20 protein-coding genes and 2 tRNA genes are annotated in these 25,138 nt (G+C 58.3%); 3 read left to right on the top strand and 19 right to left on the bottom strand.

Annotation, left to right across the window (positions count from 1 at the left end; translation table 11 throughout):
- The first annotated feature begins 41 nt into the window (after positions 1–41).
- Positions 42–1,058 carry a class I SAM-dependent rRNA methyltransferase gene (locus AC4PS6_RS24830; protein ID WP_198833218.1) on the top strand — a complete coding sequence of 339 codons (1,017 nt, stop codon included), beginning with the start codon at positions 42–44 and terminating at the stop codon, positions 1,056–1,058.
- 88 nt (positions 1,059–1,146) lie between these two features.
- Positions 1,147–4,068, top strand: a complete 2,922-nt coding sequence (locus AC4PS6_RS24825; protein WP_020301773.1) for a DUF748 domain-containing protein — start codon at positions 1,147–1,149, stop codon at positions 4,066–4,068.
- A gap of 283 nt (positions 4,069–4,351) precedes the next feature.
- Here the strand turns inward: AC4PS6_RS24825 and AC4PS6_RS24820 are convergent, their stop codons facing one another.
- The 16 genes from AC4PS6_RS24820 to rlmE all read right to left on the bottom strand — a co-directional run bounded on the left by AC4PS6_RS24820 (position 4,352) and on the right by rlmE (position 20,567).
- Positions 4,352–4,972: a BON domain-containing protein gene (locus AC4PS6_RS24820; RefSeq protein ID WP_014719949.1), complete on the bottom strand. Its 621-nt coding sequence runs from the start codon at positions 4,970–4,972 to the stop codon at positions 4,352–4,354.
- A 294-nt stretch (positions 4,973–5,266) separates the two neighbouring features.
- Positions 5,267–7,372, bottom strand: a complete 2,106-nt coding sequence (gene pnp, locus AC4PS6_RS24815) for a polyribonucleotide nucleotidyltransferase (protein ID WP_003194180.1) — start codon at positions 7,370–7,372, stop codon at positions 5,267–5,269.
- Positions 7,373–7,567: 195 nt separating this feature from the next.
- Positions 7,568–7,837, bottom strand: coding sequence for a 30S ribosomal protein S15 (gene rpsO / locus AC4PS6_RS24810; RefSeq protein WP_003177875.1), 270 nt, complete (start codon positions 7,835–7,837; stop codon positions 7,568–7,570).
- 115 nt (positions 7,838–7,952) lie between these two features.
- Complete coding sequence (gene truB / locus AC4PS6_RS24805; protein WP_019817949.1) at positions 7,953–8,870, bottom strand: tRNA pseudouridine(55) synthase TruB; 918 nt, start codon at positions 8,868–8,870, stop codon at positions 7,953–7,955.
- A 3-nt stretch (positions 8,871–8,873) separates the two neighbouring features.
- On the bottom strand, positions 8,874–9,269 hold the full coding sequence (gene rbfA / locus AC4PS6_RS24800; RefSeq protein ID WP_003176137.1) for a 30S ribosome-binding factor RbfA: 396 nt from the start codon (positions 9,267–9,269) through the stop codon (positions 8,874–8,876).
- 159 nt (positions 9,270–9,428) lie between these two features.
- Complete coding sequence (infB, locus tag AC4PS6_RS24795; RefSeq protein WP_003194185.1) at positions 9,429–11,945, bottom strand: translation initiation factor IF-2; 2,517 nt, start codon at positions 11,943–11,945, stop codon at positions 9,429–9,431.
- A gap of 27 nt (positions 11,946–11,972) precedes the next feature.
- A complete protein-coding gene (gene nusA / locus AC4PS6_RS24790) occupies positions 11,973–13,454 on the bottom strand; it encodes a transcription termination factor NusA (protein WP_003194187.1) in 1,482 nt (493 codons plus the stop codon).
- Between the two features lie 47 nt (positions 13,455–13,501).
- Complete coding sequence (gene rimP, locus AC4PS6_RS24785; RefSeq protein ID WP_032873230.1) at positions 13,502–13,960, bottom strand: ribosome maturation factor RimP; 459 nt, start codon at positions 13,958–13,960, stop codon at positions 13,502–13,504.
- Positions 13,961–14,100: 140 nt separating this feature from the next.
- A tRNA-Met gene (locus AC4PS6_RS24780) sits at positions 14,101–14,177 on the bottom strand.
- 96 nt (positions 14,178–14,273) lie between these two features.
- A tRNA-Leu gene (locus AC4PS6_RS24775) sits at positions 14,274–14,359 on the bottom strand.
- A 22-nt stretch (positions 14,360–14,381) separates the two neighbouring features.
- Positions 14,382–14,765: a preprotein translocase subunit SecG gene (secG, locus tag AC4PS6_RS24770; RefSeq protein ID WP_003194191.1), complete on the bottom strand. Its 384-nt coding sequence runs from the start codon at positions 14,763–14,765 to the stop codon at positions 14,382–14,384.
- A 4-nt stretch (positions 14,766–14,769) separates the two neighbouring features.
- The gene (gene tpiA / locus AC4PS6_RS24765; RefSeq protein ID WP_003194193.1) at positions 14,770–15,525 is read right to left on the bottom strand and encodes a triose-phosphate isomerase; all 756 of its coding nucleotides are present in this window, start codon (positions 15,523–15,525) and stop codon (positions 14,770–14,772) included.
- 66 nt (positions 15,526–15,591) lie between these two features.
- Positions 15,592–16,929, bottom strand: coding sequence for a phosphoglucosamine mutase (glmM, locus tag AC4PS6_RS24760; protein WP_003194195.1), 1,338 nt, complete (start codon positions 16,927–16,929; stop codon positions 15,592–15,594).
- Positions 16,930–16,945: 16 nt separating this feature from the next.
- A complete protein-coding gene (gene folP / locus AC4PS6_RS24755; RefSeq protein ID WP_014719952.1) occupies positions 16,946–17,797 on the bottom strand; it encodes a dihydropteroate synthase in 852 nt (283 codons plus the stop codon).
- A gap of 8 nt (positions 17,798–17,805) precedes the next feature.
- On the bottom strand, positions 17,806–19,716 hold the full coding sequence (ftsH, locus tag AC4PS6_RS24750) for an ATP-dependent zinc metalloprotease FtsH (protein ID WP_020301772.1): 1,911 nt from the start codon (positions 19,714–19,716) through the stop codon (positions 17,806–17,808).
- A 200-nt stretch (positions 19,717–19,916) separates the two neighbouring features.
- Positions 19,917–20,567 (bottom strand): 23S rRNA (uridine(2552)-2'-O)-methyltransferase RlmE, encoded by a 651-nt coding sequence (gene rlmE / locus AC4PS6_RS24745; protein WP_014719954.1) that lies wholly within the window; start codon positions 20,565–20,567, stop codon positions 19,917–19,919.
- A 107-nt stretch (positions 20,568–20,674) separates the two neighbouring features.
- Here rlmE and AC4PS6_RS24740 point away from each other — a divergent pair, with 107 nt between their 5' ends.
- Entirely contained in the window at positions 20,675–20,983 is a 309-nt protein-coding gene (locus AC4PS6_RS24740; RefSeq protein ID WP_003176146.1) for a YhbY family RNA-binding protein, read from the top strand.
- Between the two features lie 9 nt (positions 20,984–20,992).
- Here the strand turns inward: AC4PS6_RS24740 and AC4PS6_RS24735 are convergent, their stop codons facing one another.
- Genes AC4PS6_RS24735 through carB form a run of 3 tightly spaced genes read right to left on the bottom strand, consistent with a single transcriptional unit; the run spans position 20,993 to position 25,126 of the window.
- Positions 20,993–21,397: a hypothetical protein gene (locus tag AC4PS6_RS24735; RefSeq protein WP_032873186.1), complete on the bottom strand. Its 405-nt coding sequence runs from the start codon at positions 21,395–21,397 to the stop codon at positions 20,993–20,995.
- 28 nt (positions 21,398–21,425) lie between these two features.
- Positions 21,426–21,902 (bottom strand): transcription elongation factor GreA, encoded by a 477-nt coding sequence (gene greA, locus AC4PS6_RS24730; RefSeq protein ID WP_032873232.1) that lies wholly within the window; start codon positions 21,900–21,902, stop codon positions 21,426–21,428.
- Between the two features lie 2 nt (positions 21,903–21,904).
- Entirely contained in the window at positions 21,905–25,126 is a 3,222-nt protein-coding gene (carB, locus tag AC4PS6_RS24725) for a carbamoyl-phosphate synthase large subunit (RefSeq protein ID WP_003194205.1), read from the bottom strand.
- Positions 25,127–25,138: the final 12 nt, after the last annotated feature.

The following is a 25,138-nucleotide window of genomic DNA, read 5'->3' as shown; positions in this document are numbered from 1 at the left end:
CGCCCCCTTTTTCTTATTCATCTACCAGCAAGGCGCGCTCCATGACTCCCTTGAATCAGGCGCTGCGCGCCGCCCTCGATCACCGCCAAGACCTGATCAACACGCTGCACGCCCAGGGTACGGACTGCTATCGGCTGTTCCACGGCAGCCAGGAAGGCGCCGGCGGCTTGACCATCGACCGCTACGGCCCGCAATTGCTGGTACAAAGCTTCCACCAGTCCCTGGAAACCGCAGACTTGCTGGACTTGCACCAACTGATCAACCAATACATGGGCCTGGAATTGTTGCTGGTGTACAACGACCGTGCCCGCGGCAACTCGCGCATCGACCGCGAAGACACGGTGTACCGCGCCGAGCCTGGCGCATTGGAAGACCTGGTCGGCCACGAGTGGGGCCTCAATTACCGTGTGCGTGGGCGCCACGCCGGGCAAGACCCACTGCTGTTCCTCGACCTGCGCAACACCCGGGGCTGGGTCAAGGACCACAGCGCCGGCAAAAGCGTGCTGAACCTGTTCGCCTACACCTGTGGGGTAGGTTTGAGCGCAGCGGCGGGGGGCGCACGGGAAGTGTGCAACCTGGATTTTGCCGAGGGCAACCTGGCGGTGGGGCGTGAAAACGGCCAGCTCAACCCGCAGTTGCCTAGCATGGAGTTTGTACAGTCCGATTACTTCCCGGCGATTCGCCAACTGGCGGGCCTGCCGATCACCCAGCGTCGCGGGCAGAAGCTGCCGAGCTATCCGCGCCTGGAACAGCGCCAGTACGACCTGGTACTGCTCGATCCTCCCGCCTGGGCCAAGAGCGCTTTCGGCACCGTCGATTTGTTGCGCGACTATCAAAGCCTGCTCAAACCCGCACTGCTGGCCACCGCCGATAATGGCGTACTGATTTGCTGCAACAACCTGGCAAAAGTCAGCATGGAGGACTGGCGTGAGCAGGTGCTGCGCTGCGCGGAAAAAGCCGGGCGCCCGGTACGCGAGTGGCACGTGATGACACCTGGGGCCGACTTTCCTTCCAGGGATCAACAGCCCCCGTTGAAGACCCTGATCCTGCATTTGTAGGAAGTTTCCCAGCGCCCACGGTTCTTCGGAACCGAATTCCCGTGCCATACTCCAAGGCACTCTCGTTCGACATAGATGGCGTTCACCCATGCCCAAAGGATTGATCCGCGCCGTAGGCGCCTTGTTGACCGCCCTTGCTTTGTACAGCTTGCTGGGCTTTCTGATATTACCCGGCATCGCCCTTCGCATTGCCAACCAACAGTTGGCCAATTACGCCACGGTGCCGTCGCGAATCGAGCGCATCGAGCTCAACCCCTTCAGCCTGGAACTGACGCTGTGGGGCCTGAAGATCGGTGAGCCAGGCAAAGAGCAAGTAGGTTTCGAACGCCTCTACGCCAACCTGCAGATCGACAGCCTCTGGACCCGCGCCCTGCACCTGGCTGATGTGCAACTGGACAAGCCCAAGACCGAACTGCTGTTCGACAAGTCCGGCCAACTGAACCTGGCGCAGTTGTTCAAACTGCCGCCGAGCGAGCCAACCCCGGCCGATCCTGATGCCAAGCCGTTCCCACTGCGTATCGACAGCATCAAGCTGGCCGGTGGTAACCTGCATTTCCAGGACCTGCGCCCCAGCGAGCCCATCGAATTCCTCTACGACGAACTCGACTTCGAGCTGAAAAACCTTAGCACTTTGCCCGACGACAATGCCGACATGACCCTGGTCGCCGCCGGCCCCGAAGGTGGGCAAATCGACTGGAAAGGCAACTTCAGTCTGGTACCGATCACCTCCGAAGGCACCTTGAAGGTGACCGACGGCAAGATGAAAGCCTGGTGGCCGTATGTACGTGACGCCCTGCCACTGGTGCTGGAAGACGGGGTGCTCAACTTCAGCACTGACTACAAATTCAGCCTGGCCAAAGAAACCGAGCTGAACCTGACCAACACCGCCGCCAGCATCGCCCCCTTTGCTATAAAGGCCCCCGATGGCCGGCCACTGGCACGCCTGGAACGCCTGGACGTCAGCGAAACCACGGTAGACCTGGCCAAGCAGCAGGTCATTATCGGCAAGATCCGCAGCAACAAGCTGGAAACCTGGGCCGCCCGTGAGGCCGATGGTCAATTGGACTGGCAGAAGCTGTTCGCCAGCCAACCGAGCAAACCGGCCAAGGCACCGGAACCAACCGCTGCCGACGCGCCGTCGGCGCAACCGGCGGCCCCGAGCAAACCGTGGCAAGTGCTGCTCAAGGATGTGCAACTGCGTAACTATCAGGTGCACCTGGCCGACCGCCAGGCTAAACCTGCGGTCGCGCTGGAACTGGGCCCGTTGAATGTCGACGTACAGAACTTCGACAGCCTCAACCAGAGCCCCTTCGCCTTGAAGGTCGACACCGGCCTGGGTAAGCAAGGCAAGATCCAGGCAACCGGCGAGGTTAACCTCAACCCGGTCAGTGCCAAGCTGAAAGTGAACACCCAGGACATCGACCTGCGGGTCGCCCAGGCCTATATCAGCCCGTTTATTCGCCTGGAATTGCGCAGCGGCATGCTCGGCAGCAACCTGGACGTAAACCTCAAAAGCACCGAGCCACTGGCCCTCCAGGTCACCGGCCGCGCCCAGGTTGACCAGTTGCATACCCTGGACACCCTGAAGACCCGCGACTTCCTCAAGTGGCAGCGCCTGGTGCTAGAGGGCGTGAACTACCAGCACGGCCAAAGCCTGTCGATCGACAAGGTCAACCTGTTGCAGCCGTATGCGCGCTTCATGATCAACGAAGATCGCACCACCAACATCGACGACCTGCTGATTCCGCAGCCGGCCGACAGTGGCAGCAAGTCGGCCGCCAAACCTGCCGCCAGTAACGACAAACCCCTGGGCATTCATATCGGGCAGATCGCGATCAACGACGGTTCGGCCAACTTTGCTGACTTTAGCCTCACGCCCAACTTTGCCACCGCGATTCAACAGCTCAACGGCCAGATTGGCACCATCGACAGTCGCCAGGCCAAACCGGCCAGCGTCGACATCAAGGGCAAGGTGGACCGATACGCACCAGTGACGATCAAAGGCAGCGTGAACCCGTTTGATCCGATGGCCGCGCTGGACATCGCCACCAGCTTCAAGCGTGTCGAGCTGACCAACCTGACACCTTACTCGGGTAAATTCGCAGGCTTCCGCATCCGCAAGGGTCGCCTGAATCTCGATCTGCACTACGTGATCACCAAAGGCCAGTTGAAGGCTGAAAACAAAGTGGTGGTCGAGCAACTGCAGTTGGGTGAAAAAGTCGACAGCTCCGATGCCGTGGACTTACCGATTCGCCTGGCTGTCGCCCTGCTCAAGGACTCCGACGGCAAGATCTCCATCGAACTGCCAGTAAGCGGCGACCTGAACAACCCGCAATTCAGCGTGATGCCGATTGTGTGGCAGACCCTGCGCAACCTCGTGGTACGCGCGGCAACCGCGCCCTTCAAGTTCATTGGCGGGCTGGTCACCGGTGGTGGCTCTGAAGACCTGGGCAATGTGTCGTTCGCCGCAGGCTCCAGTGAGCTGAACAAAGACGCCGAAGGCGCTCTGAACACCCTGGCCAAGGCGCTGAAAGAACGCCCTGCCCTGCGCCTGGAAATTGAAGGCACCGCCGCTGCCAGCAGCGACGGGCCGTTCCTGGCCGCACAGCGACTGGAGCGTGAATACCAATATAACTACTACAAGATCCTCCAGCGCCGTGGCGACAAGGTCCCGGCCCAAGCCTCCCTGCTTGAAGTGCCAGAGAAGGAAAAGGCGCCATTGCTGGAAGGCATCTACCGCACCCGCCTCAAACAGCAACCCCCGGCCGAATGGAAAGACCTGGGCAGCGATGAGCGCTCGGCGAAGCTCAAGGACGGTGTGATCAAGTTCTGGAGTGGCAGTGACGTGCTACTGCGCCAGTTGGGGCAGGACCGAGCCAGCACTATCAAGGATTACCTGGTAGACAAGGGCCAGTTGGAAGATGACCGCGTGTACTTCATCGATGCGCAGCTGGGGCAGGCCGAGAAAGATGGCCGGGTGATCACTCCAATGCATCTGGATGCTGAGTAACTTCTAAGCACCACCCATCCTAATGTGGGAGCTGGCTTGCCTGCGATAGCATCACCTCGGTGCAACTGAATGACCGAGGTGCCAGCATCGCAGGCAAGCCAGCTCCCACATTTTTTGACCTGATCATTCTGTTTCAGCCTGAAATAGAACAGGCCCCGACACAAGTGCCGGGGCCTGTAATGACCACATCCGTGTGGTCGGTCGCATGAACTCCAGAGGTGCGTCAGGTGGATATCTAACTCACCCTAAGCCGCCGCTATTCAGTCCAGACGAAACGTCAACGTTACTCTGCTTTCAGGCCATCGGCCGAGACAGCTTTAACGCCTTTGATCTTCTTGGTAATCGCTACAGCCGTTTCTTTCTGCGAAGCGGTCACAGCGGTAGGCGACGACAGGGATACAACACCTTTGTTGGTTTCAACCTTGATGTCGGTGCCAGGAATGCCTTTTTCAGTGACCAGGTCAGCCTTCACTTTGGTAGTGATCCAGGTATCGCTGGTGGTCTCTTTAGCGTCGTGGGCAGCGCCTTTGGTTTTGTCGATGCCGTCAGCTTTGGTAGCACCGCCAGCCAGCAGGCCGTCAGCAGAAACCGCAGTCACACCTTTGATTTTCTTGGTGATGGCTACAGCAGTAGCTTTCTGCGAATCCGAGACTGCTACGTCGGAGGACAGGGAAACCACACCTTTGTTGGTCTCAACCTTGATGTCCGAACCTGGAATGCCTTTTTCGGTCAGCAGGTCAGCTTTGACTTTAGTGGTGATCCAAGTATCCGAAACGCTTTCCTTAGCCTTGGTCGCTTCACCGGCCGCCAAAGTCATAGGGGCTTGGGAAGTCTGAGCAAAGGCTACGTTAGCACCCATGGCCAGGGTCAGAGCGGTAGCAGTAGCGAGAGCGAACTTCTTCATACGAGTAACTCCTGTTTTATTAAAAGTCTGCAGGCGTAAACCTTCATGCTGCAGCGCTACCAGGGATATTGCAGACAGTGTGCCAACTCGCTGAACAGATTAAATCCCTTATTAAACAATGACTTATGAAAAGCATAAATTTTCGAAATCGTGCAACTTGCATGAAGCTCATCGTGCCTGCATGCAAGTTGCGGCTTTTGGGCGGCGCTAAACAGCTGATTCTGCTTCATTTTCTCGCGCCCATAAAAAAAGGACTCCGAGGAGTCCTTTTTTCAGCGTGAAGCCTGCGGGTGATTAAACGCCCGAAGCCTTGGCTGCTGCTACGTCCTTGATGGACAGCTTGATACGGCCGCGGTTGTCCACGTCCAGTACCAGCACTTCCACTTCCTGGCCTTCTTTCAGAATGTCGGTCACTTTCTCAACGCGAGCATCGCTCAGCATGGAGATGTGAACCAGACCGTCTTTGCCCGGGAGGATGTTGACGAACGCGCCGAAGTCGACGATGCGCTCAACCTTGCCGACGTAGATCTTGCCGATCTCGGCCTCAGCAGTGATACCCAGTACGCGCTGGCGTGCTGCTTCAGCCGCTTCCTTGGTTTCGCCGAAGATCTTGATCGAACCGTCGTCTTCGATGTCGATCGAAGCCTTGGTTTCTTCACAGATCGCACGGATGGTCGCGCCGCCTTTACCGATGACATCACGGATTTTGTCGGTGTCGATTTTCATCGCGATCATGGTCGGAGCATTTTCCGACAGTTCAGTGCGGGACTGACCAATGATCTGGTTCATCTGGCCGAGGATGTTCAGGCGCGCTTCCAGGGCTTGGCCCAGGGCGATTTCCATGATCTCTTCGGTGATGCCCTTGATCTTGATGTCCATCTGCAGCGCGGTCACACCTTTGGCGGTACCGGCTACTTTGAAGTCCATGTCGCCCAGGTGGTCTTCGTCACCCAGGATGTCGGTCAGGATGGCGAACTTCTCGCCTTCTTTAACCAGGCCCATGGCGATACCGGCAACCGGTGCCTTCATTGGCACACCGGCGTCCATCAGCGCCAGTGAAGCACCGCAGACCGAAGCCATGGAGCTGGAACCGTTGGACTCGGTGATTTCCGATACAACACGGATGGTGTACGGGAACACGTCAGCGGCAGGCAGCATGGCCTGAACCGAACGACGAGCCAGACGGCCGTGACCGATTTCACGACGACCCGCGCCGCCCATACGACCACACTCGCCCACCGAGAACGGAGGGAAGTTGTAGTGCAGCATGAAGGGGTCTTTTTTCTCGCCTTCCAGGGTGTCCAGCAGTTGTGCGTCGCGGGCAGTACCCAGGGTCGCAACGACCAGGGCCTGGGTTTCGCCACGGGTGAACAGCGCCGAACCGTGAGTCTTCGGCAGTACGCCGACTTCGATGTTCAGCGGACGCACGGTGCGGGTGTCGCGACCGTCGATACGTGGCTTGCCGTTAACGATGTTTTCGCGAACGGTGCGGTATTCGATCTCACCGAAAGCAGCTTTGACTTCGCTGGAGGAAGGCTGGCCTTCTTCGCCGGACAGCTTGGCGACGACCTGGTCCTTCAGCTCACCCAGGCGAGCGTAGCGGTCGGCCTTGACGGTGATGGTGTAGGCGTCGGAGATGGCAGCGCCGAACTCGGAGCGGATAGCGCCCAGCAGTTCGGTGGCTTCCGGGGCAGCAGCCCAGGTCCAGGTCGGCTTGGCAGCTTCGGCAGCCAGTTCTTTAACCGCGTTGATCACAACCTGGAACTCGTCGTGAGCAAACAGTACGGCACCCAGCATCTGGTCTTCGGTCAGCTCTTTGGCTTCCGATTCAACCATCAATACGGCTTCGGACGTACCGGCAACGACCATGTCCAGGCTCGAGGCTTTCTGTTGCTCGTAAGTCGGGTTCAGCAGGTAGCCGGTGCTTTCGTGGAACGCAACGCGGGCAGCGCCGATCGGGCCATCGAAAGGAATACCGGAGATGGCCAGGGCAGCCGAGGTACCGATCATCGCAGCGATGTCCGGATCGGTCTTCTTGCTGGTGGACACGACGGTGCAGACAACCTGCACTTCGTTCATGAAGCCTTCTGGGAACAGCGGACGGATCGGACGGTCGATCAGTCGGGAAGTCAGGGTTTCTTTCTCGGAAGGACGGCCTTCGCGCTTGAAGAAACCGCCAGGGATCTTACCGGCAGCGTAAGTCTTTTCCTGGTAGTGAACGGACAGAGGGAAGAAGCCCTTGCTCGGGTCAGCGGTCTTGGCGCCAACAACGGTCACCAGTACGGTCACGTCGTCGTCAACGGTAACCAGCACTGCGCCGGAGGCTTGACGGGCGATACGGCCTGTCTCGAGGGTAACGGTCGACTGACCGAACTGGAATTTTTTGATAACCGGGTTCACGGTGTCCTACCTTCTTTGTGGCTCTTGGGGGAACTTGTCTTCTTGCGAAATTCTTGGGCAATGCCGGGAATCGGCCCGACGCTCGTCCAGGGTAAAACGTGTATCCAGATAAAACTTGAGGCTGGGAGCCTACCACGGGCCAACGGGAATCCCGATGACACGCGGCAGACAACCAACCTCTAGCGCAATCGCTTATTAGCGACGCAGACCCAGGCGACCGATCAGAGTCTGATAACGACCCAGATCCTTGCCTTTCAGGTAGTCCAGCAGCTTACGGCGCTGGTTTACCATGCGGATCAGACCACGACGGGAGTGGTGGTCTTTACCGTTGGCCTTGAAGTGACCTTGCAGTTTGTTGATGTTGTGGGTCAGCAGTGCAACTTGCACTTCTGGCGAACCAGTGTCACCAACAGCTTGCTGATAGTCAGCTACGATTTGTGCTTTTTCTTGAACGTCGAGAGCCATGAGGCAATCCTTTTTTCAGGAAACCACCCAAAGGGCAGTTTCAACAGGCCAGGGACAAATCCCTGTATCTAAAAATGAGTGTTGACCATGCCTGTTAACAGCCACACTCGTTCGGTCATTCTGACCGAATCAGCCGACGCGGCGCGATGCGCCCGTCTTCGCTCACTTCACCGATACCGATAAAGCGACCGTTATGATCCTGTACTCGCACCATGCCGAACTTCGGGGCATCCGGGGCGCGTACCGGCTGGCCGTTGAGCCAGTAGAACGCGCTGTGCTCCGAGAAGTGCAGCAGCGGCCAATCGAGCAAACCGCTGTCCGATGGCATGAGGAAGCGATCAACCGCTTCATTGCCGCCCTCGGCGTGTACCGCTTCCAACTCTTCCAGCGTGACCGTCTGGGCCAGGCTGAAAGGCCCGGCCTGGGTGCGTCGCAGTTCTGCAACGTACGCGCCGCAACCGAGCTTTTCACCAATATCTTCCACCAGGGTACGGATATAGGTGCCTTTGCTGCAGTCCACGGCCAAACGGGCAGTGTCGCCTTCACAAGCGAGCAATTCCAAGCGCGCAATAGTAACAGAACGCGGTTCGCGCTCCACTACTTCGCCCGCACGTGCCAGCTTGTAAAGTGGCTGGCCATCGCGCTTGAGTGCCGAGTACATCGGCGGTATCTGACTGATTTGCCCACGAAAAGCGGGTAAGGCAGCTTCGATATCCGCACGACCAACGGTCACGTCGCGAACCCGCAAAACATCACCTTCGGCATCCGCCGTGGTGGTGGTCTTGCCCAGTTGCATCAGGGTTTCGTAACCCTTGTCGGAATCAAGCAGGTATTGCGAAAACTTGGTGGCCTCGCCAAAGCACAACGGCAATACACCGGTGGCCAATGGATCAAGGCTGCCGGTATGCCCGGCCTTCTCGGCGTTGAGCAGCCAGCGAACCTTCTGCAACGCGGCATTGGAGGTAAAGCCAATGGGTTTGTCGAGCAGAATGATGCCACTGACGTTGCGACGAATACGTTTGACCTGAGCCACCGCTTACTCCTTGGCGTCTTCAGGTGTGGACGGATGCTGGCTGTCTTCAGCCACGGCGCGCTCGATCAGGGCCGACAGGTGCGCGCCACGCACGACGCTTTCGTCGTAGTGGAAGTGCAACTGTGGAACGCTGCGCAGCTTCATTTCACGGGCCAACTGCATACGCAGGAAACCTGCAGCAGAGTTGAGCACCTTGATGCTTTGCGCAATTTCTTCGCTGTTGTCCTGACCCATTACGGTGATGAAGATCTTGGCGTGACCCACGTCACGGCTCACTTCAACAGCGGTAATGGTGACCAGGCCAACGCGTGGGTCTTTGACTTCGCGGCGGATCAGTTGGGCCAGCTCACGCTGCATCTGATCGCCAATACGCTGGGTACGGCTGTATTCTTTTGCCATGTCTTGTTACCTGTTACTGCCACACGGTGAAACCCGTGGGGTCTGAAAGCGGCAAACGCCCGGCCTGACAAAAGCCAGACCGGGCGTTGCGTTTAGAGTCCTGACGCTACGCGGGGCATCTGCATGCCCACACGCTGCGCGGCTCCTGAAGTGCGCGAGTTAGAGGCTGCGAGCAACCTGAACCTTCTCGAAGACTTCGATCTTGTCGCCAACCTTGACGTCGTTGTAGCTCTTGACGCCGATACCGCATTCCATGCCGGCACGTACTTCGGCAGCGTCATCCTTGAAGCGGCGCAGGGATTCCAGCTCGCCTTCGAAGATAACGATGTCTTCACGCAGTACACGGATTGGACGGTTACGGTACACAGTGCCTTCAACCACCATACAGCCGGCGATCGCGCCGAATTTCGGCGAGCGGAACACGTCACGTACCTCGGCGATACCCAGGATGTTCTCCCGGACGTCACTGCCAAGCATGCCGGTAAGGGCCTTCTTGACGTCTTCGATGATGTCGTAGATGACGTTGTAGTAACGCATGTCCAGGCCTTCCTGCTCGACGATCTTGCGAGCGCCAGCATCGGCACGCACGTTGAAGCCGAACAGTACAGCGTTGGAAGCCAGTGCCAGGTTGGCGTCGGATTCGGTGATACCACCGACACCGCCACCGACAACGCGCACTTGCACTTCGTCGTTACCCAGGCCGTTCAAGGCGCCGTTCAACGCTTCGAGGGAACCGCGGACGTCGGATTTGAGGACGATGTTAAGCGTCTTCTTCTCTTCCTGGCCCATGTTCTCGAAGATGTTTTCCAGCTTGCCGGCGTGAGCACGGGCCAGCTTGACCTCGCGGAACTTGCCTTGACGGAACAGAGCCACTTCACGGGCTTTCTTCTCATCAGCCACTACGCTCATCTCGTCGCCAGCGTCCGGCGTACCGTCCAGGCCGAGAATCTCGACCGGGATAGCAGGACCTGCTTCCTTGATTGGCTTGCCATTCTCGTCGAGCATGGCACGTACACGGCCGTAGTTCGAACCGACCAGTACCATGTCGCCTTGGCGCAGGGTACCGTCTTGGACCAGCACGGTGGCAACCGGGCCACGGCCCTTGTCGAGACGGGACTCAACCACGACGCCACGGCCAGGAGCCGATGGAGTAGCGGTCAGTTCCAGGACTTCGGCTTGCAACAGGACCGCTTCGAGCAGTTCGTCAACGCCGGTACCCATTTTCGCCGAGACCGATACGAATGGCGTCTCGCCACCCCATTCCTCGGACGTCACGCCGTGAACCGACAGTTCGCTACGGATGCGATCGAGATCGGCGCCCGGCTTGTCGATTTTGTTCACGGCAACGACCAGAGGAACACCGGCAGCCTTGGCGTGCTGGACGGCTTCAATGGTCTGCGGCATTACGCCGTCATCCGCTGCAACCACTAGGATGACGATGTCGGTCGCCTTGGCACCACGGGCACGCATTGCGGTAAACGCGGCGTGACCTGGGGTGTCGAGGAAGGTGACCATGCCGCGTTCGGTTTCAACGTGGTATGCACCGATGTGCTGGGTAATACCACCGGCTTCGCCTGCGGCAACCTTGGCACGACGGATGTAGTCGAGCAGGGAAGTCTTACCGTGGTCAACGTGGCCCATTACGGTCACGACCGGCGCACGGGAAACCGCTTCACCTTCAAACTTCAGGGACTCGGCCAGGGAATCTTCCAGGGCGGTGTCGCTGACCAGGGTCACTTTGTGGCCCAGCTCTTCAGCAACCAACTGGGCAGTTTCCTGGTCCAGTACCTGGTTGATGGTGGCCGGAGTGCCCAGCTTGAACATGAACTTGATGATTTCAGCAGCCTTGACCGACATCTGCTGGGCCAGATCGCCCACAGTGATGGTCTCGCCGATCTTCACTTCACGCACGACAGGGCCGGTTGGGCTCTGGAAACCGTGGGCGTTGCGCTTCTTCAGCTTGGCCTTGCCGCGACCACCACGACGGAAGCCATCGCTTTCTTCGTCGGTGGTACGTGGGGCAACGCGTGGCGCAGGCGCTTTCTCTTTGACCGAGGCGCGGTGCGGAGCGTTTTTACGCTCGCCATCGCCACCACCACCGCGACGATTGTTGTCGTCAGCACGTGGTTTGTCCGGACGACGAGGCTCGTCGCGCTTGCGGGCGTCTGCTGCAGGAGCAGGTGCGGCGGCAGCCGGGGCAGCCTCACGCACAGCTTCAACAGGGGCGGCGACCGCGTCAGTGGCAGCAGGTTGCGCAGCAGCAGGCTGGCGACGCGCTTCTTCTTCGGCGCGACGCTTGGCTTCTTCTTCAGCCTTCTGACGTGCAGCATTTTCTACTGCGCGACGTTCTTCCAGCTCGCGTTTGCGCTCGGCTTCGATTTCTTCCGGGCTGCGCTGTACGAAGACTTTCTTCTTGCGTACTTCAACGCTGATGCTCTTGCTACCTGCAACCCGCAGGGTGCTGGTGGTTTTGCGCTGCAATGTAATCTTGCGCGGTTCTTCCACTTTCGCCTTGTGGCTGCTCTTCAAGTGAGTCAGCAAAGACTGCTTCTCACTATCGCTCACACCTTCATCGGCGGCGGTGTGCGGCAGACCTGCCTCACGCATCTGCTGCAACAGGCGCTCTACCGGTGTTTTGACCTCATCGGCCAGTTGTTTCACCGTGACTTGCGTCATGCACTTCTCTCCTCAGGCCGCGCCTAATTACTCGAACCAATGGGCTCGGGCGGCCATGATCAACTTGCCGGCACGATCTTCGTCAATGCCGTCGATGTCGAGCAGATCGTCAATAGACTGCTCGGCCAGGTCTTCGCGGGTAATTACGCCGCGCACCGCCAGTTCCATCGCCAAATCCTTGTCCATACCCTCAAGCGAGAGCAGGTCTTCGGCCGGATGGGCGTCTGCCAGCTTTTCCTCAGTAGCGATGGCTTTAGTCAACAAACGATCCTTGGCCCGAGCGCGGAGCTCGTTGACGATATCCTCGTCAAAGCCGTCGATGTTGAGCATTTCTTCCAACGGTACGTAGGCAATCTCTTCCAGGCTGGTGAAGCCTTCATCTACCAGCACCTGTGCCAGTTCTTCATCGACTTCCAACTCTTCGATGAAGTTGCGCAGGATGTCACCGGTTTCAGCTTGCTGCTTAGCCTGGATGTCCGATTCGGTCATCACGTTCAGGGTCCAGCCGGTCAGTTGGCTGGCCAGACGCACGTTCTGACCACCACGACCAATGGCCTGAGCCAGATTGTCTGCGCCAACGGCGATGTCCATTGCATGGGCATCTTCGTCAACGATAATTGCCGCCACTTCAGCTGGCGACATGGCGTTGATCACGAACTGCGCCGGGTTATCGTCCCACAGGACGATGTCCACACGCTCACCGCCCAATTCTCCCGACACTGCCTGGACGCGCGAACCGCGCATACCGATGCAAGCGCCTTGCGGGTCGATGCGTTTGTCCTTGGAGCGGACCGCGATCTTGGCACGCGAACCCGGGTCACGGGACGCAGCCATCACTTCGATCAGGCCTTCGGCGATTTCCGGCACTTCGATACGGAACAGCTCGATCAGCATTTCCGGCGCGGTACGCGACAGGATCAACTGCGGGCCGCGGTTCTCGGTGCGGATTTCCTTGAGCAGCGCACGCAGACGCACGCCGACACGGAAGGTTTCGCGAGAGATGATGTCTTCGCGGGCCAGCAACGCTTCGGCGTTGTTGCCCAGGTCGACGATCACGTTGTCGCGGGTAACTTTTTTCACGGTGCCAGAGATGATTTCACCCAGGCGTTCGCGATAGGCGTCAACGACTTGAGCGCGCTCGGCTTCGCGAACCTTCTGCACAATGACCTGCTTGGCGGTCTGTGCAGCAATACGGCCGAATTCGATCGACTCGATCTTTTCTTCGACAACATCGCCAACCTGAGCGCCCGGATGCGTTTGCGCAACCTTGCTTGGCCAGGTTTCGATGGCCGGATCATCAAGATCGTCCTCTTCGACCACCGTCCAGCGACGGAAAGTCTCATAGGCACCGGTGTGGCGGTTGATTTCCACACGCAGATCTACTTCGTCTTCAAAACGTTTCTTGGTAGCAGTGGCCAGGGCCAGCTCCAACGCTTCAAAAATCACGCTTGCCGGTACACCCTTTTCATTGGATACCGACTCAACAACCAGCAGTACTTCTTTGCTCATCGTACGCCTCGCCTTTCGCAAGCCATTGGATCCGCGGGATCCGCGTCTCAGTCAAAACTGGGAATAATGTTGGCCTTGTCGATCATATCGATCGGCAACAGGAACTCGTGGTCTTCTACCTGCACCACGACATCCTGCTCTTCTACACCGCGCAGAAGGCCCTGAAAGTTGCGTCGCCCTTCAAAGGGGGAGCGCAGCTTGATCTTCACTTGTTCACCGGCATATTTAGCAAACTGCTCGATAGTGAACAGTGGGCGTTCCATGCCTGGCGAGGAAACTTCAAGGGTGTATTCAACGGAGATTGGATCTTCAACATCCAGCACACCGCTGATCTGACGGCTGACAATGGCACAATCGTCCACCAGCACACCGCCCTCTTTATCGATATAAACGCGCAACATTGAGTGGCGACCTTGAGCCGAAAACTCAATACCCCAGCATTCATAGCCTAGGGCCACGACCACCGGGGCCAACAAGGCCTGCAACTCTTCTAGCTTGCTCGACACCTGAACCCCCTCGTGCATGTATGTGCATGCTGTGCAAAATAAAAAAATGGGCGAAACGCCCATCCTTGAAACGCCGTCGAACAGCGGCGTTGAAAGTGTCCAGCTAACAAAAAGCCCCTTAAAAGGGGCTCCGCTAAAACTGGTTGCGGGGGCCGGATTTGAACCGACGACCTTCGGGTTATGAGCCCGACGAGCTACCAGACTGCTCCACCCCGCGACAAAGCTGGGGCGGAAGTATACGACCGATCCCTTACAGGGTCAATGTAACCTTCCACCTACAAGAAAGCCCGCAACAGCGGGCTCTCCTGATAATTGGTACCGAGAAGGGGACTCGAACCCCTACACCCTATGGGCACAACCACCTCAAGGTTGCGTGTCTACCAATTCCACCACCTCGGCAATACAGCGCTTACAACCCTTCTTACTTCTGCTCTTGAGCTGGAGGTACGTCAGTCGCTGGAGTAGCCGACTTTTGCTCTTGAAGCACCGGGACATCATCAGAAGCCGGTTTTGCTTTTGGGACTTCCAACACTGCTGGGTTTGGCAAACCTACTTGAGTCAGCACATGAGCTTTCTCTTTAGCAAAGTAACCTAACCCTAAGCTGGTTATGAAGAAACCTGCGGCAAGTATAGCAGTAAACTTACTAAGAAAGGTAGAGGAACCTTGGCTTCCGAACACAGTATTTGAAGCACCTGCACCGAAAGACGCACCAGCATCCGCACCTTTACCCTGTTGCAACAAAACCAGAGCAACTACGCTCAGGGCAGCCAACAGATGAAAAACGACTACGACTGTTTCCAGCATTTTTTCAGTTTCCCGCGGCGCGACAGATCGCACCGAACTCATCTGCATTCAGGGAAGCTCCACCAATGAGCCCCCCATCGATATCCGGCATGCCGAACAGTTCGACCGCATTGGCCGCCTTCACGCTGCCGCCGTATAGAAGCCGCACACCTTGTGCGACTTCAGAATTCTCTGCCGCCAACTGCGCGCGGATGGCTGCGTGCACATCCTGCGCCTGTTGCGGTGTAGCAGTCAGCCCGGTGCCAATGGCCCAGACCGGCTCGTAAGCAATAACTGCCTTTGCAAATGCACCAACACCCAGCTCCTCGATGATGCTGCCCAGCTGACGCGAGACAACTTCAAGAGTCTTGCCCGATTCGCGCTGCTCAAGGGTCTCCCCTATGCACAACACCGGAATCAAGCCACAAGCCTGTGCTGCGGCGAACTTGCGGTTGAGCGTCCCATCCCGCTCGCCCATCATCTGGCGACGCTCGGAGTGCCCGACAAGCACATAGGAACAACCCGCATCAACCAGCTGACTCGGCGAAATCTCGCCGGTCAACGCACCTTGCATCGGCTCTACCGCAGAGTTCTGCGCGCCGACCTGAATCGACTTGCCCTTCAAGCCATCAACCACTTGGTTGATATGCAAGCAAGGCGGGAACACCGCGACGTCAACACCGCTAGGCAAGGCCAAGTGACGAAGGCCGTTGATCAGCTCAGCGACACTGGCGCGGGTACCGTGCATCTTCCAGTTACCAGCTACCATAGTGCGACGCATGCTGTACCCCGTCGGTCAAAGTGGGCGCAGATGTTACCCAACCACATCATCACTGGCAAGCCGAATTCAGGCGCAAACTTCAGTTACCAGTTTTGCCAGGTCTTCGGCATGGCCGCGAACCTGTGTTTCGTCCTCGCCTTCGACCATCACACGCACCAGCGGCTCTGTGCCGGACTTGCGCAGCAACACACGCCCGCGCCCCGCCATTGCCTGGGTCACGCGCTCGCAAGCCTCTTTGACAGCAGGGTGCTCGATGGGGTTTTCGCCACCGGCAAAACGCACATTGAGCAGCACTTGCGGGCACTTGCGCAGGGCTTGACGCGCCTGGGCCAGGCTCTCCTCGCGGCGACGCAGGGCCAACAGCACCTGTAGCGCGGCGATGATCGCGTCACCCGTGGTGGTGTGCTGGAAGCAGACCACGTGCCCGGAGTTCTCGCCGCCGACCAACCAGTTACGCTCCAGCAGTTCGGCGATCACGTAGCGGTCACCGACATTGGCGCGAATAAAGGGAATCCCCAGTTCTGCCAACGCCAATTCCAGCCCGAGATTACTCATCAGAGTGCCGACCACGCCACCTTGCAGCTTGTTACGCTCATGCAGGTCACGGGCAATGATGAACAACAGGTCATCACCATCCACGATCGTGCCAGTGTGATCCACCATCAGCACGCGGTCGCCATCGCCATCAAAAGCGATGCCCAGGTCCGCATGCTCAGCCAGCACAGCAGCCTGCAGCTGCTCCATGTGGGTGGAACCGCAGTTGTCGTTGATGTTCAAGCCGTTGGGCTGAGCCGACAGCACGGTAACCTGTGCACCCAGTTCCTTGAAGACGCTCGGCGCCACCTTGTAGGTCGCCCCATGGGCGCAATCGACAACAATCTTCAAGCCTGCAAAATTGGTGCTGCTCGGGACGCTGCTTTTACAGAATTCGATATAGCGGCCTGACGCGTCGTTAATGCGCGACACCTTGCCCAGCTTGCTGGACTCGACCACCGTCATCGGCGCATCCAGCAGCTCTTCGATCATCAACTCGATCTCGTCAGGCAACTTGGTGCCCTGCCCCGAGAAAAACTTGATGCCGTTGTCATCATGAGGATTGTGGGAGGCGCTGATCACAATACCGGCTTCAGCGTGGAAGGTACGCGTCAGGTAAGCGATTGCCGGCGTGGGCATAGGCCCCAACAACATCACATCGGCCCCGGCGGCGGACAATCCGGCCTCCAGCGCAGACTCAAACATGTAGCCCGAAATACGGGTGTCCTTGCCCACCAGGATGCGACACGCGCCCATGCTGCGGAACGCCATGCCTGCCGCCCAACCCAGCTTGAGCATGAAATCAGGGGTGATCGGGAATTCGCCGACCCGACCACGAATGCCGTCGGTGCCAAAATATTTTTTAGTCATAAGTACTCCATCATTCTTATTCGGCTGATTCTACAGCAGCGAGCATGCGCACCACATCGACCGTTTCGGCGACATCATGCACACGCAAAATACGTGCGCCCTTGGTCACGGCTAGTGCCGCAAGCGCCAGGCCGCCATACAGGCGTTCGCCGACGGGGCGATTCAAGGCGAGCCCTATCATGCTCTTGCGCGAAACGCCGACCAACAGCGGGCGACCAAGGGCGTGCAGCGCTTCCATGTGTTTGAACAGACTTAGATTGTGCTGCAGGGTCTTGGCAAAGCCAAACCCCGGATCGAGGATGATCTGTTCGGGCGCAATACCCACAGCCACACACTGGGCAACCCTCTCAGCAAGAAACCCACCCACCTCGCCGACCAGATCGTCGTAATGCGGATTGTCCTGCATGTTGCCGGGCTCACCCAACATATGCATCAGGCAGACAGGCAAGCCGGTTGCAGCGGCCGCATCAAGGGCGCCGTCGCGCTGCAAGGAACGCACATCGTTGATCAACCCAGCCCCCAGACGCGCGGTTTCGCGCATCACTGCCGGGGTGGAGGTGTCTACCGAGATGATGACATCCAGCTCGCGGGCTATGCGCTCAACCACCGGTGCCACCCGCTCCAGCTCCTCCAATGGAGAAACAACGCGGGCGCCGGGGCGGGTCGATTCCCCACCCACATCAATCAGCGTCGCACCGGCAGCCACCATCGCCTCGGCATGGCGCAACGCGGCGTCCAACTGACTGAAGCGGCCACCATCGGAAAAGGAGTCAGGGGTTACATTGAGGATGCCCATGACATGCGTCCGGGCCAAATCAAGAACCCGGTTGCCGCAAGGCAACCGGGTAGAGGACAAAGCAGAAGTCATTTCAAACCTTAGTGATCAGCTGCCGGGCCGCCGATAGGCGTTTCAGGGCGCTCATTCTGCACCACAGGCGGAGTGCCCGAAGTACCCGAACCACCTTCCCAGTCGCGCGGCTCACGCGGCGCGCGGCCCGACATGATGTCGTCGATCTGGTCGGCATCGATGGTTTCGTACTTCATCAACGCATCAGCCATGGCGTCCAGCTTGTCACGGTTGTCAGTGAGGATCTGCTTGGCCGTGCCGTAGCACTGGTCAATGATGCTGCGAACCTCGGAGTCGATCAGCTTGGCTGTCTCACCCGAGAAGCTGGCGCTTTGCCCACCGCCGCCACGGCCCAGGAACACTTCGCCTTCTTCTTCGGCGTACATCAATGGGCCGAGTTTTTCCGACAAGCCCCACTTGGTCACCATGTTTCGCGCAATCTGGCTGGCACGCATGATGTCGTTGGAGGCGCCAGTGGTCACACCGTCGAAGCCAAGGGTCATTTCTTCAGCAATACGGCCACCATACAGCGAGCAGATCTGGCTGATCAGCGCACGCTTGGAGAGGCTGTAGCGATCTTCTTCCGGCAGGAACATGGTCACACCCAGTGCCCGACCACGAGGAATGATCGACACTTTGTAGACGGGGTCATGCTCAGGCACAACGCGACCTACAATGGCGTGACCTGCCTCGTGATAAGCGGTGTTCTGCTTCTCTTTCTCGGACATGACCATGGATTTGCGCTCGGCGCCCATCATGATCTTGTCTTTCGCCAATTCGAACTCTTTCATCTCAACGATGCGCTTGCCAGTACGGGCAGCGAACAGCGAAGCCTCGTTCACCAGGTTCGCCAGATCAGCACCGGAGAAACCGGGAGTACCACGGGCGATCACAGCCGGAGCCACGTCGTCACCCATTGGCACCTTGCGCATGTGTACTTTCAGGATCTGCTCACGACCACGAATGTCCGGCAGGCCGACCACAACCTGACGGTCGAAACGGCCCGGACGCAGCAACGCAGGGTCGAGAACGTCGGGACGGTTGGTTGCGGCGATGACGATAATGCCGTCATTCATCTCGAAACCATCCATCTCTACCAGCAACTGGTTGAGGGTCTGCTCACGCTCATCGTGACCACCCCCCATGCCCGCGCCACGATGGCGACCGACGGCATCGATTTCGTCGATGAAGATGATGCATGGCGCGTGCTTCTTGGCCTGCTCGAACATATCGCGAACACGGCTGGCGCCGACGCCGACAAACATCTCGACGAAGTCAGAACCGGAAATCGTGAAGAAAGGCACCTTGGCTTCGCCGGCAATCGCCTTGGCCAGCAAGGTTTTACCGGTACCCGGAGGCCCCACCATCAGCACACCGCGAGGAATACGGCCACCCAGGCGCTGGAACTTGCCCGGATCACGCAGGAACTCGACCAACTCACCGACTTCTTCCTTGGCTTCGTCGCAACCTGCGACGTCAGCCAGGGTGGTCTTCACCTGGTCTTCGGAGAGCAGGCGCGCCTTGCTTTTGCCGAAGCTCATCGGCCCGCCCTTGCCTCCCGCACCGCCTTGCATCTGGCGCATGAAGAACATGAACACGGCGATAATCACCAGGATCGGGAAGCTGGCCACCAGGAGCTGGGTCCAGATGCTTTGCTGTTCAGGCTGCTTGCCTTCCACAACGACCTTGTTATCCACCAGGTCACCGATGAGACCGTTGTCCTGAATAGCAGGACGAATGGTCTTGAAGCTGTCGCCATCGTTGCGCTTACCGGTAATCACGTAGCCATCAACCGCTACGCGCTCGACCTTGCCATCCTTAACTTGCTGGATGAAGTCGGAATAGTTGAGGGTCTGCGGCTCGTTAGGGCTGGAGAAGTTGTTCATCACCGTCACCAGGACAGCCGCGATGATCAACCACAGGATCAGATTCTTTGCCATATCGTTCAATTAACTACCCTCTGAAGCAAGCTCCGCTACTGGCGCGCGCTTCGCATGATATTCACCGGCCTAACTTACTACATTACCTACAACTCTGGCAGGCGCCGTCTGTAACCCTTTGTGAAACTTTGACTACGCAATATTCGTAAAGCTTCGTGACGAAAGCGATATAAAAAAACCTATCGCCCTCCTCGAATTTCTCAAAAACGCTCTTCGCTCGCAGCGCCTTCGACACCGCGGAAGCCACGGCACAGCAGATACTGCTCCCTGGACCGGTCACGGGATGAGTCCGGCTTGCGTGTCTGTACCTTGTCGAACAACTTGCGAATGTTCTTGTGGTACTCGTCGAAACCTTCGCCCTGGAAGACCTTCACCAGGAAATCGCCACCCGGACGCAACACCCGACCTGCCAGATCCAGCGCCAGTTCACACAGGAACATGGCACGCGGCATATCAACAGCCGGTAATCCACTCATATTGGGGGCCATGTCGGAAATCACAAGGTCTACCTGCGAATTTCCCACAGCCTCCAGGATCTCGGCCAATACTTTGTCCTCGGTAAAATCGCCGTGAACAAAGGTCACGTCCGGGATGCTGTCCATCTCGAGGATGTCCGAAGCGATCAATCGACCTTGCCCACCAATCAGACGACTGGTCACCTGGGACCAGCCACCGGGGGCCGCGCCGAGATCGATAACGCTCATGCCTGGACGAATCAATTTGTCCTTGTCCTGGATCTCCAGCAACTTGTAGCTGGCCCGGGAACGGTAGCCGTCCTTTTGCGCCTTTTTGACGTAAGGATCATTGAAATGTTCTTGTAGCCACTTAAGGCTGGTTTTGGAACGGGCCACGGGCCACCTCGAAAAAATAAAACGGGTCGTGATTAACTGGGCGGTCCCGGACTCGCTCGGGTAAACTGGCCGCCGCTTTTTACAAGATCAGACGCAGGGGTCAGATTATGCCGCTCACTCAAGAGCAGAAGAAACAGTACAAATCCATTGGCCACCATCTGAAACCAGTTCTGATTGTGGCAGACAACGGTTTGACTGAGGGTGTGCTAGCCGAATTCGAGCGCGCACTGAACGATCACGAACTGATCAAGATCAAGGTCAACATCCTTGATCGCGAAGCGCGCCTGGCCGCCGTTGCAGAACTGTGCAAGGTCGGCAAAGCGGACCTGGTTCAGGTCATCGGCAAGATGGCGCTGCTGTATCGCAAGAACTTCAGCGTCAACAAGCAACTGTCGAACGTTCATCGCTTCAAATGATGAAAAGGGTCAAGGGCGTGCTTCGCGCGCCCCGCCACTCCATCCCGGCGCAGGTTGCATAACCAGCACCAGGCCAGAGAACCCTAGCACAAGATAGCTGAATAACTGCCAGCGCAACGCTAGCGGCAGCCACACATGCACCACGCAAAACATTGCGCATGCATACAGCGCCATCAACAGCAGTTGCCCGCGGATATCCCGCCACAAACTCTTCAGGCCTTCGGCCTTGATCAGCACCAACACCTGAAGCATCACGCACGTCGCCGCAAAACCCACCAGCAGCGCACTCAGCAATCCGTCGATCTCATCGATCAGCAGCGGCGCCAGGCCAATCAGGCCCAACGCCGGCAATACACCAATATGTAACAGCCATAGGCCGCCCACCCAAAGCATCTGAGAGAGCTGCCAAAGCATGGCGCCCGCACGCAGCGGGCGCCGTCTTTCAGATGTGACGAACTTCGACAATCTCGTACTCAATGACGCCGCTCGGCGTTTTCACGGCAACCACGTCGCCTTCTTCCTTGGCAATCAAGGCGCGAGCAATCGGCGAGCCGACAGAGATCTTGCCTTGCTTGAAGTCAGCCTCATCCTCACCCACGATCTGGTAAGTCACGCTTTCGTCGGTCTCGACGTTGGCGATTTCCACGGTCGTGCCGAAAATTACCTTGCCGGTATGCGGGATGGTGGTGACATCGATGATCACCGCATTCTGCATACGGCCTTCGATGTCACGAATCCGCGCCTCGACCATACCCTGCTGCTCGCGAGCAGCGTGGTATTCGGCGTTTTCCTTCAAGTCACCCAGCTCGCGGGCCGTACCGATGTCCTGGCTCAGCTTTGGACGTACGACCTTGGTCAGATGGGCGTGCTCCTCTTCCAGGGCGCGCGCGCCCTGAACGGTCATCGGGTATTTGGTTATGCTCATGCCTTCAATCCTGCGTGTAGATCCTGCAAGCGACGCACGGTCTTTTCCGGACCGAACTTCAGCGCTTCACAGATAGCTTCGCCAGCAGCAATGGTAGTGGTGCAGTAAATCTTGTGCTGCAAGGCATTACGACGAATGGAATAGGAGTCCGCGATCGACTGGCGACCTTCGGTGGTGTTGATGATCAGGGTGACTTCGTCATTCTTGATCATGTCGACCACATGCGGACGGCCTTCCGTCACCTTGTTCACGCGACGTACTTTCAGGCCGGCAGCTTCGATCAGCTTGGCGGTCCCGGCGGTAGCCACGACTTCAAAGCCCAAGTTGATCAGATCGCGGGCGACCCCTGCAACCAGTGGCTTGTCGTCATCACGTACGCTGATAAACGCAGTACCGCCGGTCGGCAGCACTTCACTGGCACCCATCTGGGCCTTGGCGAAGGCTTCACCGAAGGTATCGCCCACACCCATCACTTCACCGGTGGACTTCATTTCTGGGCCCAGGATCGGGTCCACGCCAGGGAATTTGGCGAACGGGAACACCGCCTCTTTCACACTGTAGAAGTTCGGAATGATTTCCTTGGTAAAGCCGATTTCCTTCAGGGTCTTACCAGCCATCACACGCGCAGCGATCATGGCCAGGGACACACCGATGCACTTGGACACGAACGGTACGGTACGCGAAGCACGCGGGTTGACTTCAATGACGTAGATGTCTTCGCCTTGCAGCGCCAACTGTACGTTCATCAGGCCGACCACACCCAGTTCCAGGGCCATCTTCTTGACCTGTTCGCGCATCTCGTCCTGGATGTGCGCCGGCAGCGAGTACGGCGGCAGGGAGCACGCGGAGTCACCGGAGTGAACGCCGGCTTGTTCGATGTGCTGCATGATGGCGCCGATCACGACGTCAGTACCGTCGCAGACCGCGTCCACGTCCATTTCGATGGCGCAGTTGAGGAAGTGGTCCAGCAGCACCGGGCTGTCGTTGGAGACTTTCACCGCATCACGCAGGTAGCGCTTGAGTTCTTCTTCTTCGTAGACGATTTCCATCGCCCGGCCGCCCAGTACGTAGGACGGACGCACCACCAGCGGGTAGCCGATCTTGCTGGCCGCGCGAATGGCTTCGTCTTCGCTGCGCACGGTGGCGTTCGGCGGCTGACGCAGGTTCAGGCGCTCAACCATCTGCTGGAAACGCTCACGGTCTTCGGCACGGTCGATTGCATCCGGGCTGGTACCGATGATCGGCACGCCAGCGGCTTCGAGGGCACGCGCCAGCTTCAGCGGGGTCTGGCCGCCGTACTGGACGATCACGCCTTTAGGCTTCTCGACGCGGCAGATTTCCAATACGTCTTCCAGCGTTACCGGCTCGAAGTACAGGCGGTCGGACGTGTCGTAGTCAGTGGAAACCGTTTCCGGGTTGCAGTTGACCATGATGGTCTCGTACCCATCTTCGCGCAGGGCGAGGGCGGCGTGTACGCAGCAGTAGTCGAACTCGATGCCCTGGCCGATACGGTTCGGACCGCCACCCAGGATGATGATCTTGTCGCGGCCCGTCGGCGCGGCTTCGCACTCTTCCTCATAGGTGGAGTACATGTAGGCCGTGTCGGTGGCGAATTCTGCGGCGCAGGTGTCAACGCGCTTGTAGACCGGGAAGATATCCAGCTTGTGGCGATGAGTACGCAGGTTCTTCTCGGTCACACCCAGCAGCTTGGCCAGACGCTGGTCGGAGAAGCCTTTGCGCTTGAGGCGGAACATCAGGTCGCGATCGATAGACGACAGACCCAGCGTCTTGACCTTCTCTTCTTCCTTGATCAGATCTTCGATCTGCACCAGGAACCACGGGTCGATCATGTTCATGCCGAAGATATCTTCGACGCTCAGGCCGGCACGGAAGGCGTCAGCCACGTACCAGATACGCTCGGCGCCCGGCACGGTCAGCTCGCGCTTGAGGATGCTCATGCTTTCCGGGTTGCTCAGGTCGAGCTTCTCGTCCAGGCCGCAAACACCGACTTCCAGGCCGCGCAGCGCTTTCTGCAGGGATTCCTGGAACGTGCGGCCGATGGCCATGACTTCACCGACCGACTTCATCTGGGTGGTCAGGCGCGCATCCGCCTTGGCGAATTTCTCGAAGGCAAAGCGCGGCAGCTTGGTCACGACGTAGTCGATAGACGGTTCGAAAGACGCCGGCATAGCGCCGCCGGTGATTTCGTTTTGCAGCTCGTCCAAGGTGTAGCCGATAGCCAGCTTGGCAGCGATACGCGCAATCGGGAAACCGGTCGCTTTCGAGGCCAGCGCCGAAGAACGCGATACACGTGGGTTCATCTCGATCACGACCATGCGGCCGGTGTCCGGGCAGATGCCGAACTGGACGTTGGAACCGCCGGTTTCAACGCCGATCTCGCGCAATACCGCCAAGGAGGCGTTACGCAGGATCTGGTATTCCTTGTCGGTCAGGGTCTGTGCTGGCGCCACGGTGATCGAGTCACCGGTGTGCACGCCCATCGGGTCGAAGTTTTCGATGGAGCAGACGATGATGCAGTTGTCCTTCTTATCGCGGACAACCTCCATCTCATATTCTTTCCAGCCGATCAGCGATTCGTCGATCAGCAGCTCTTTGGTCGGCGACAGGTCCAGGCCACGAGCGCAGATTTCTTCGAACTCTTCACGGTTGTAAGCAATACCACCGCCGGTGCCGCCCATGGTGAAGGACGGACGGATGATGCACGGGAAGCCCAGGGTCTCGAGGACCGCATTGGCCTCTTCCATGCTGTGGGCGATACCGGAACGCGGGCACGCCAGGCCGATGGACTTCATGGCCTTGTCGAAACGCGAACGGTCTTCAGCCTTGTCGATGGTGTCGGCATTGGCACCGATCATCTCTACGCCGAACTTTTCCAGGACGCCTTCGCGCTCCAGGTCCAAGGCGCAGTTCAGAGCGGTCTGGCCACCCATGGTTGGCAGCAGCGCGTCCGGACGCTCTTTTTCGATGATCTTGGCAACGGTCTGCCACTTGATCGGCTCGATGTAGGTGGCGTCGGCCATGGCCGGGTCGGTCATGATGGTGGCCGGGTTGGAGTTCACCAGGATGACGCGGTAGCCCTCCTCGCGCAGGGCTTTACAGGCCTGGGCGCCGGAGTAGTCGAATTCGCAGGCCTGGCCGATCACGATCGGGCCAGCGCCAAGAATCAGGATGCTTTTTATGTCTGTACGTTTTGGCATGGGTTTGTCACT

The sequence above is a fragment of the Pseudomonas sp. DW-iso17 genome (assembly GCF_058725345.1).
This window is presented reverse-complemented; position numbering and strand designations above follow the sequence as displayed.

What these genes read in the sequence shown, in the direction of transcription:
- AC4PS6_RS24830 (WP_198833218.1), top strand. Translation starts at nt 42, where the DNA reads ATGACTCCCTTGAATCAGGCGCTGCGCGCCGCCCTCGATCACCGCCAA.
- AC4PS6_RS24825 (WP_020301773.1), top strand. Translation starts at nt 1,147, where the DNA reads ATGCCCAAAGGATTGATCCGCGCCGTAGGCGCCTTGTTGACCGCCCTT.
- AC4PS6_RS24820 (WP_014719949.1), bottom strand. Translation starts at nt 4,972, where the DNA reads ATGAAGAAGTTCGCTCTCGCTACTGCTACCGCTCTGACCCTGGCCATG.
- rpsO (WP_003177875.1), bottom strand. Translation starts at nt 7,837, where the DNA reads ATGGCTCTCGACGTTCAAGAAAAAGCACAAATCGTAGCTGACTATCAG.
- rbfA (WP_003176137.1), bottom strand. Translation starts at nt 9,269, where the DNA reads ATGGCAAAAGAATACAGCCGTACCCAGCGTATTGGCGATCAGATGCAG.
- infB (WP_003194185.1), bottom strand. Translation starts at nt 11,945, where the DNA reads ATGACGCAAGTCACGGTGAAACAACTGGCCGATGAGGTCAAAACACCG.
- nusA (WP_003194187.1), bottom strand. Translation starts at nt 13,454, where the DNA reads ATGAGCAAAGAAGTACTGCTGGTTGTTGAGTCGGTATCCAATGAAAAG.
- secG (WP_003194191.1), bottom strand. Translation starts at nt 14,765, where the DNA reads ATGCTGGAAACAGTCGTAGTCGTTTTTCATCTGTTGGCTGCCCTGAGC.
- tpiA (WP_003194193.1), bottom strand. Translation starts at nt 15,525, where the DNA reads ATGCGTCGCACTATGGTAGCTGGTAACTGGAAGATGCACGGTACCCGC.
- glmM (WP_003194195.1), bottom strand. Translation starts at nt 16,929, where the DNA reads ATGACTAAAAAATATTTTGGCACCGACGGCATTCGTGGTCGGGTCGGC.
- folP (WP_014719952.1), bottom strand. Translation starts at nt 17,797, where the DNA reads ATGACTTCTGCTTTGTCCTCTACCCGGTTGCCTTGCGGCAACCGGGTT.
- ftsH (WP_020301772.1), bottom strand. Translation starts at nt 19,716, where the DNA reads ATGGCAAAGAATCTGATCCTGTGGTTGATCATCGCGGCTGTCCTGGTG.
- AC4PS6_RS24740 (WP_003176146.1), top strand. Translation starts at nt 20,675, where the DNA reads ATGCCGCTCACTCAAGAGCAGAAGAAACAGTACAAATCCATTGGCCAC.
- AC4PS6_RS24735 (WP_032873186.1), bottom strand. Translation starts at nt 21,397, where the DNA reads ATGCTTTGGCAGCTCTCTCAGATGCTTTGGGTGGGCGGCCTATGGCTG.
- carB (WP_003194205.1), bottom strand. Translation starts at nt 25,126, where the DNA reads ATGCCAAAACGTACAGACATAAAAAGCATCCTGATTCTTGGCGCTGGC.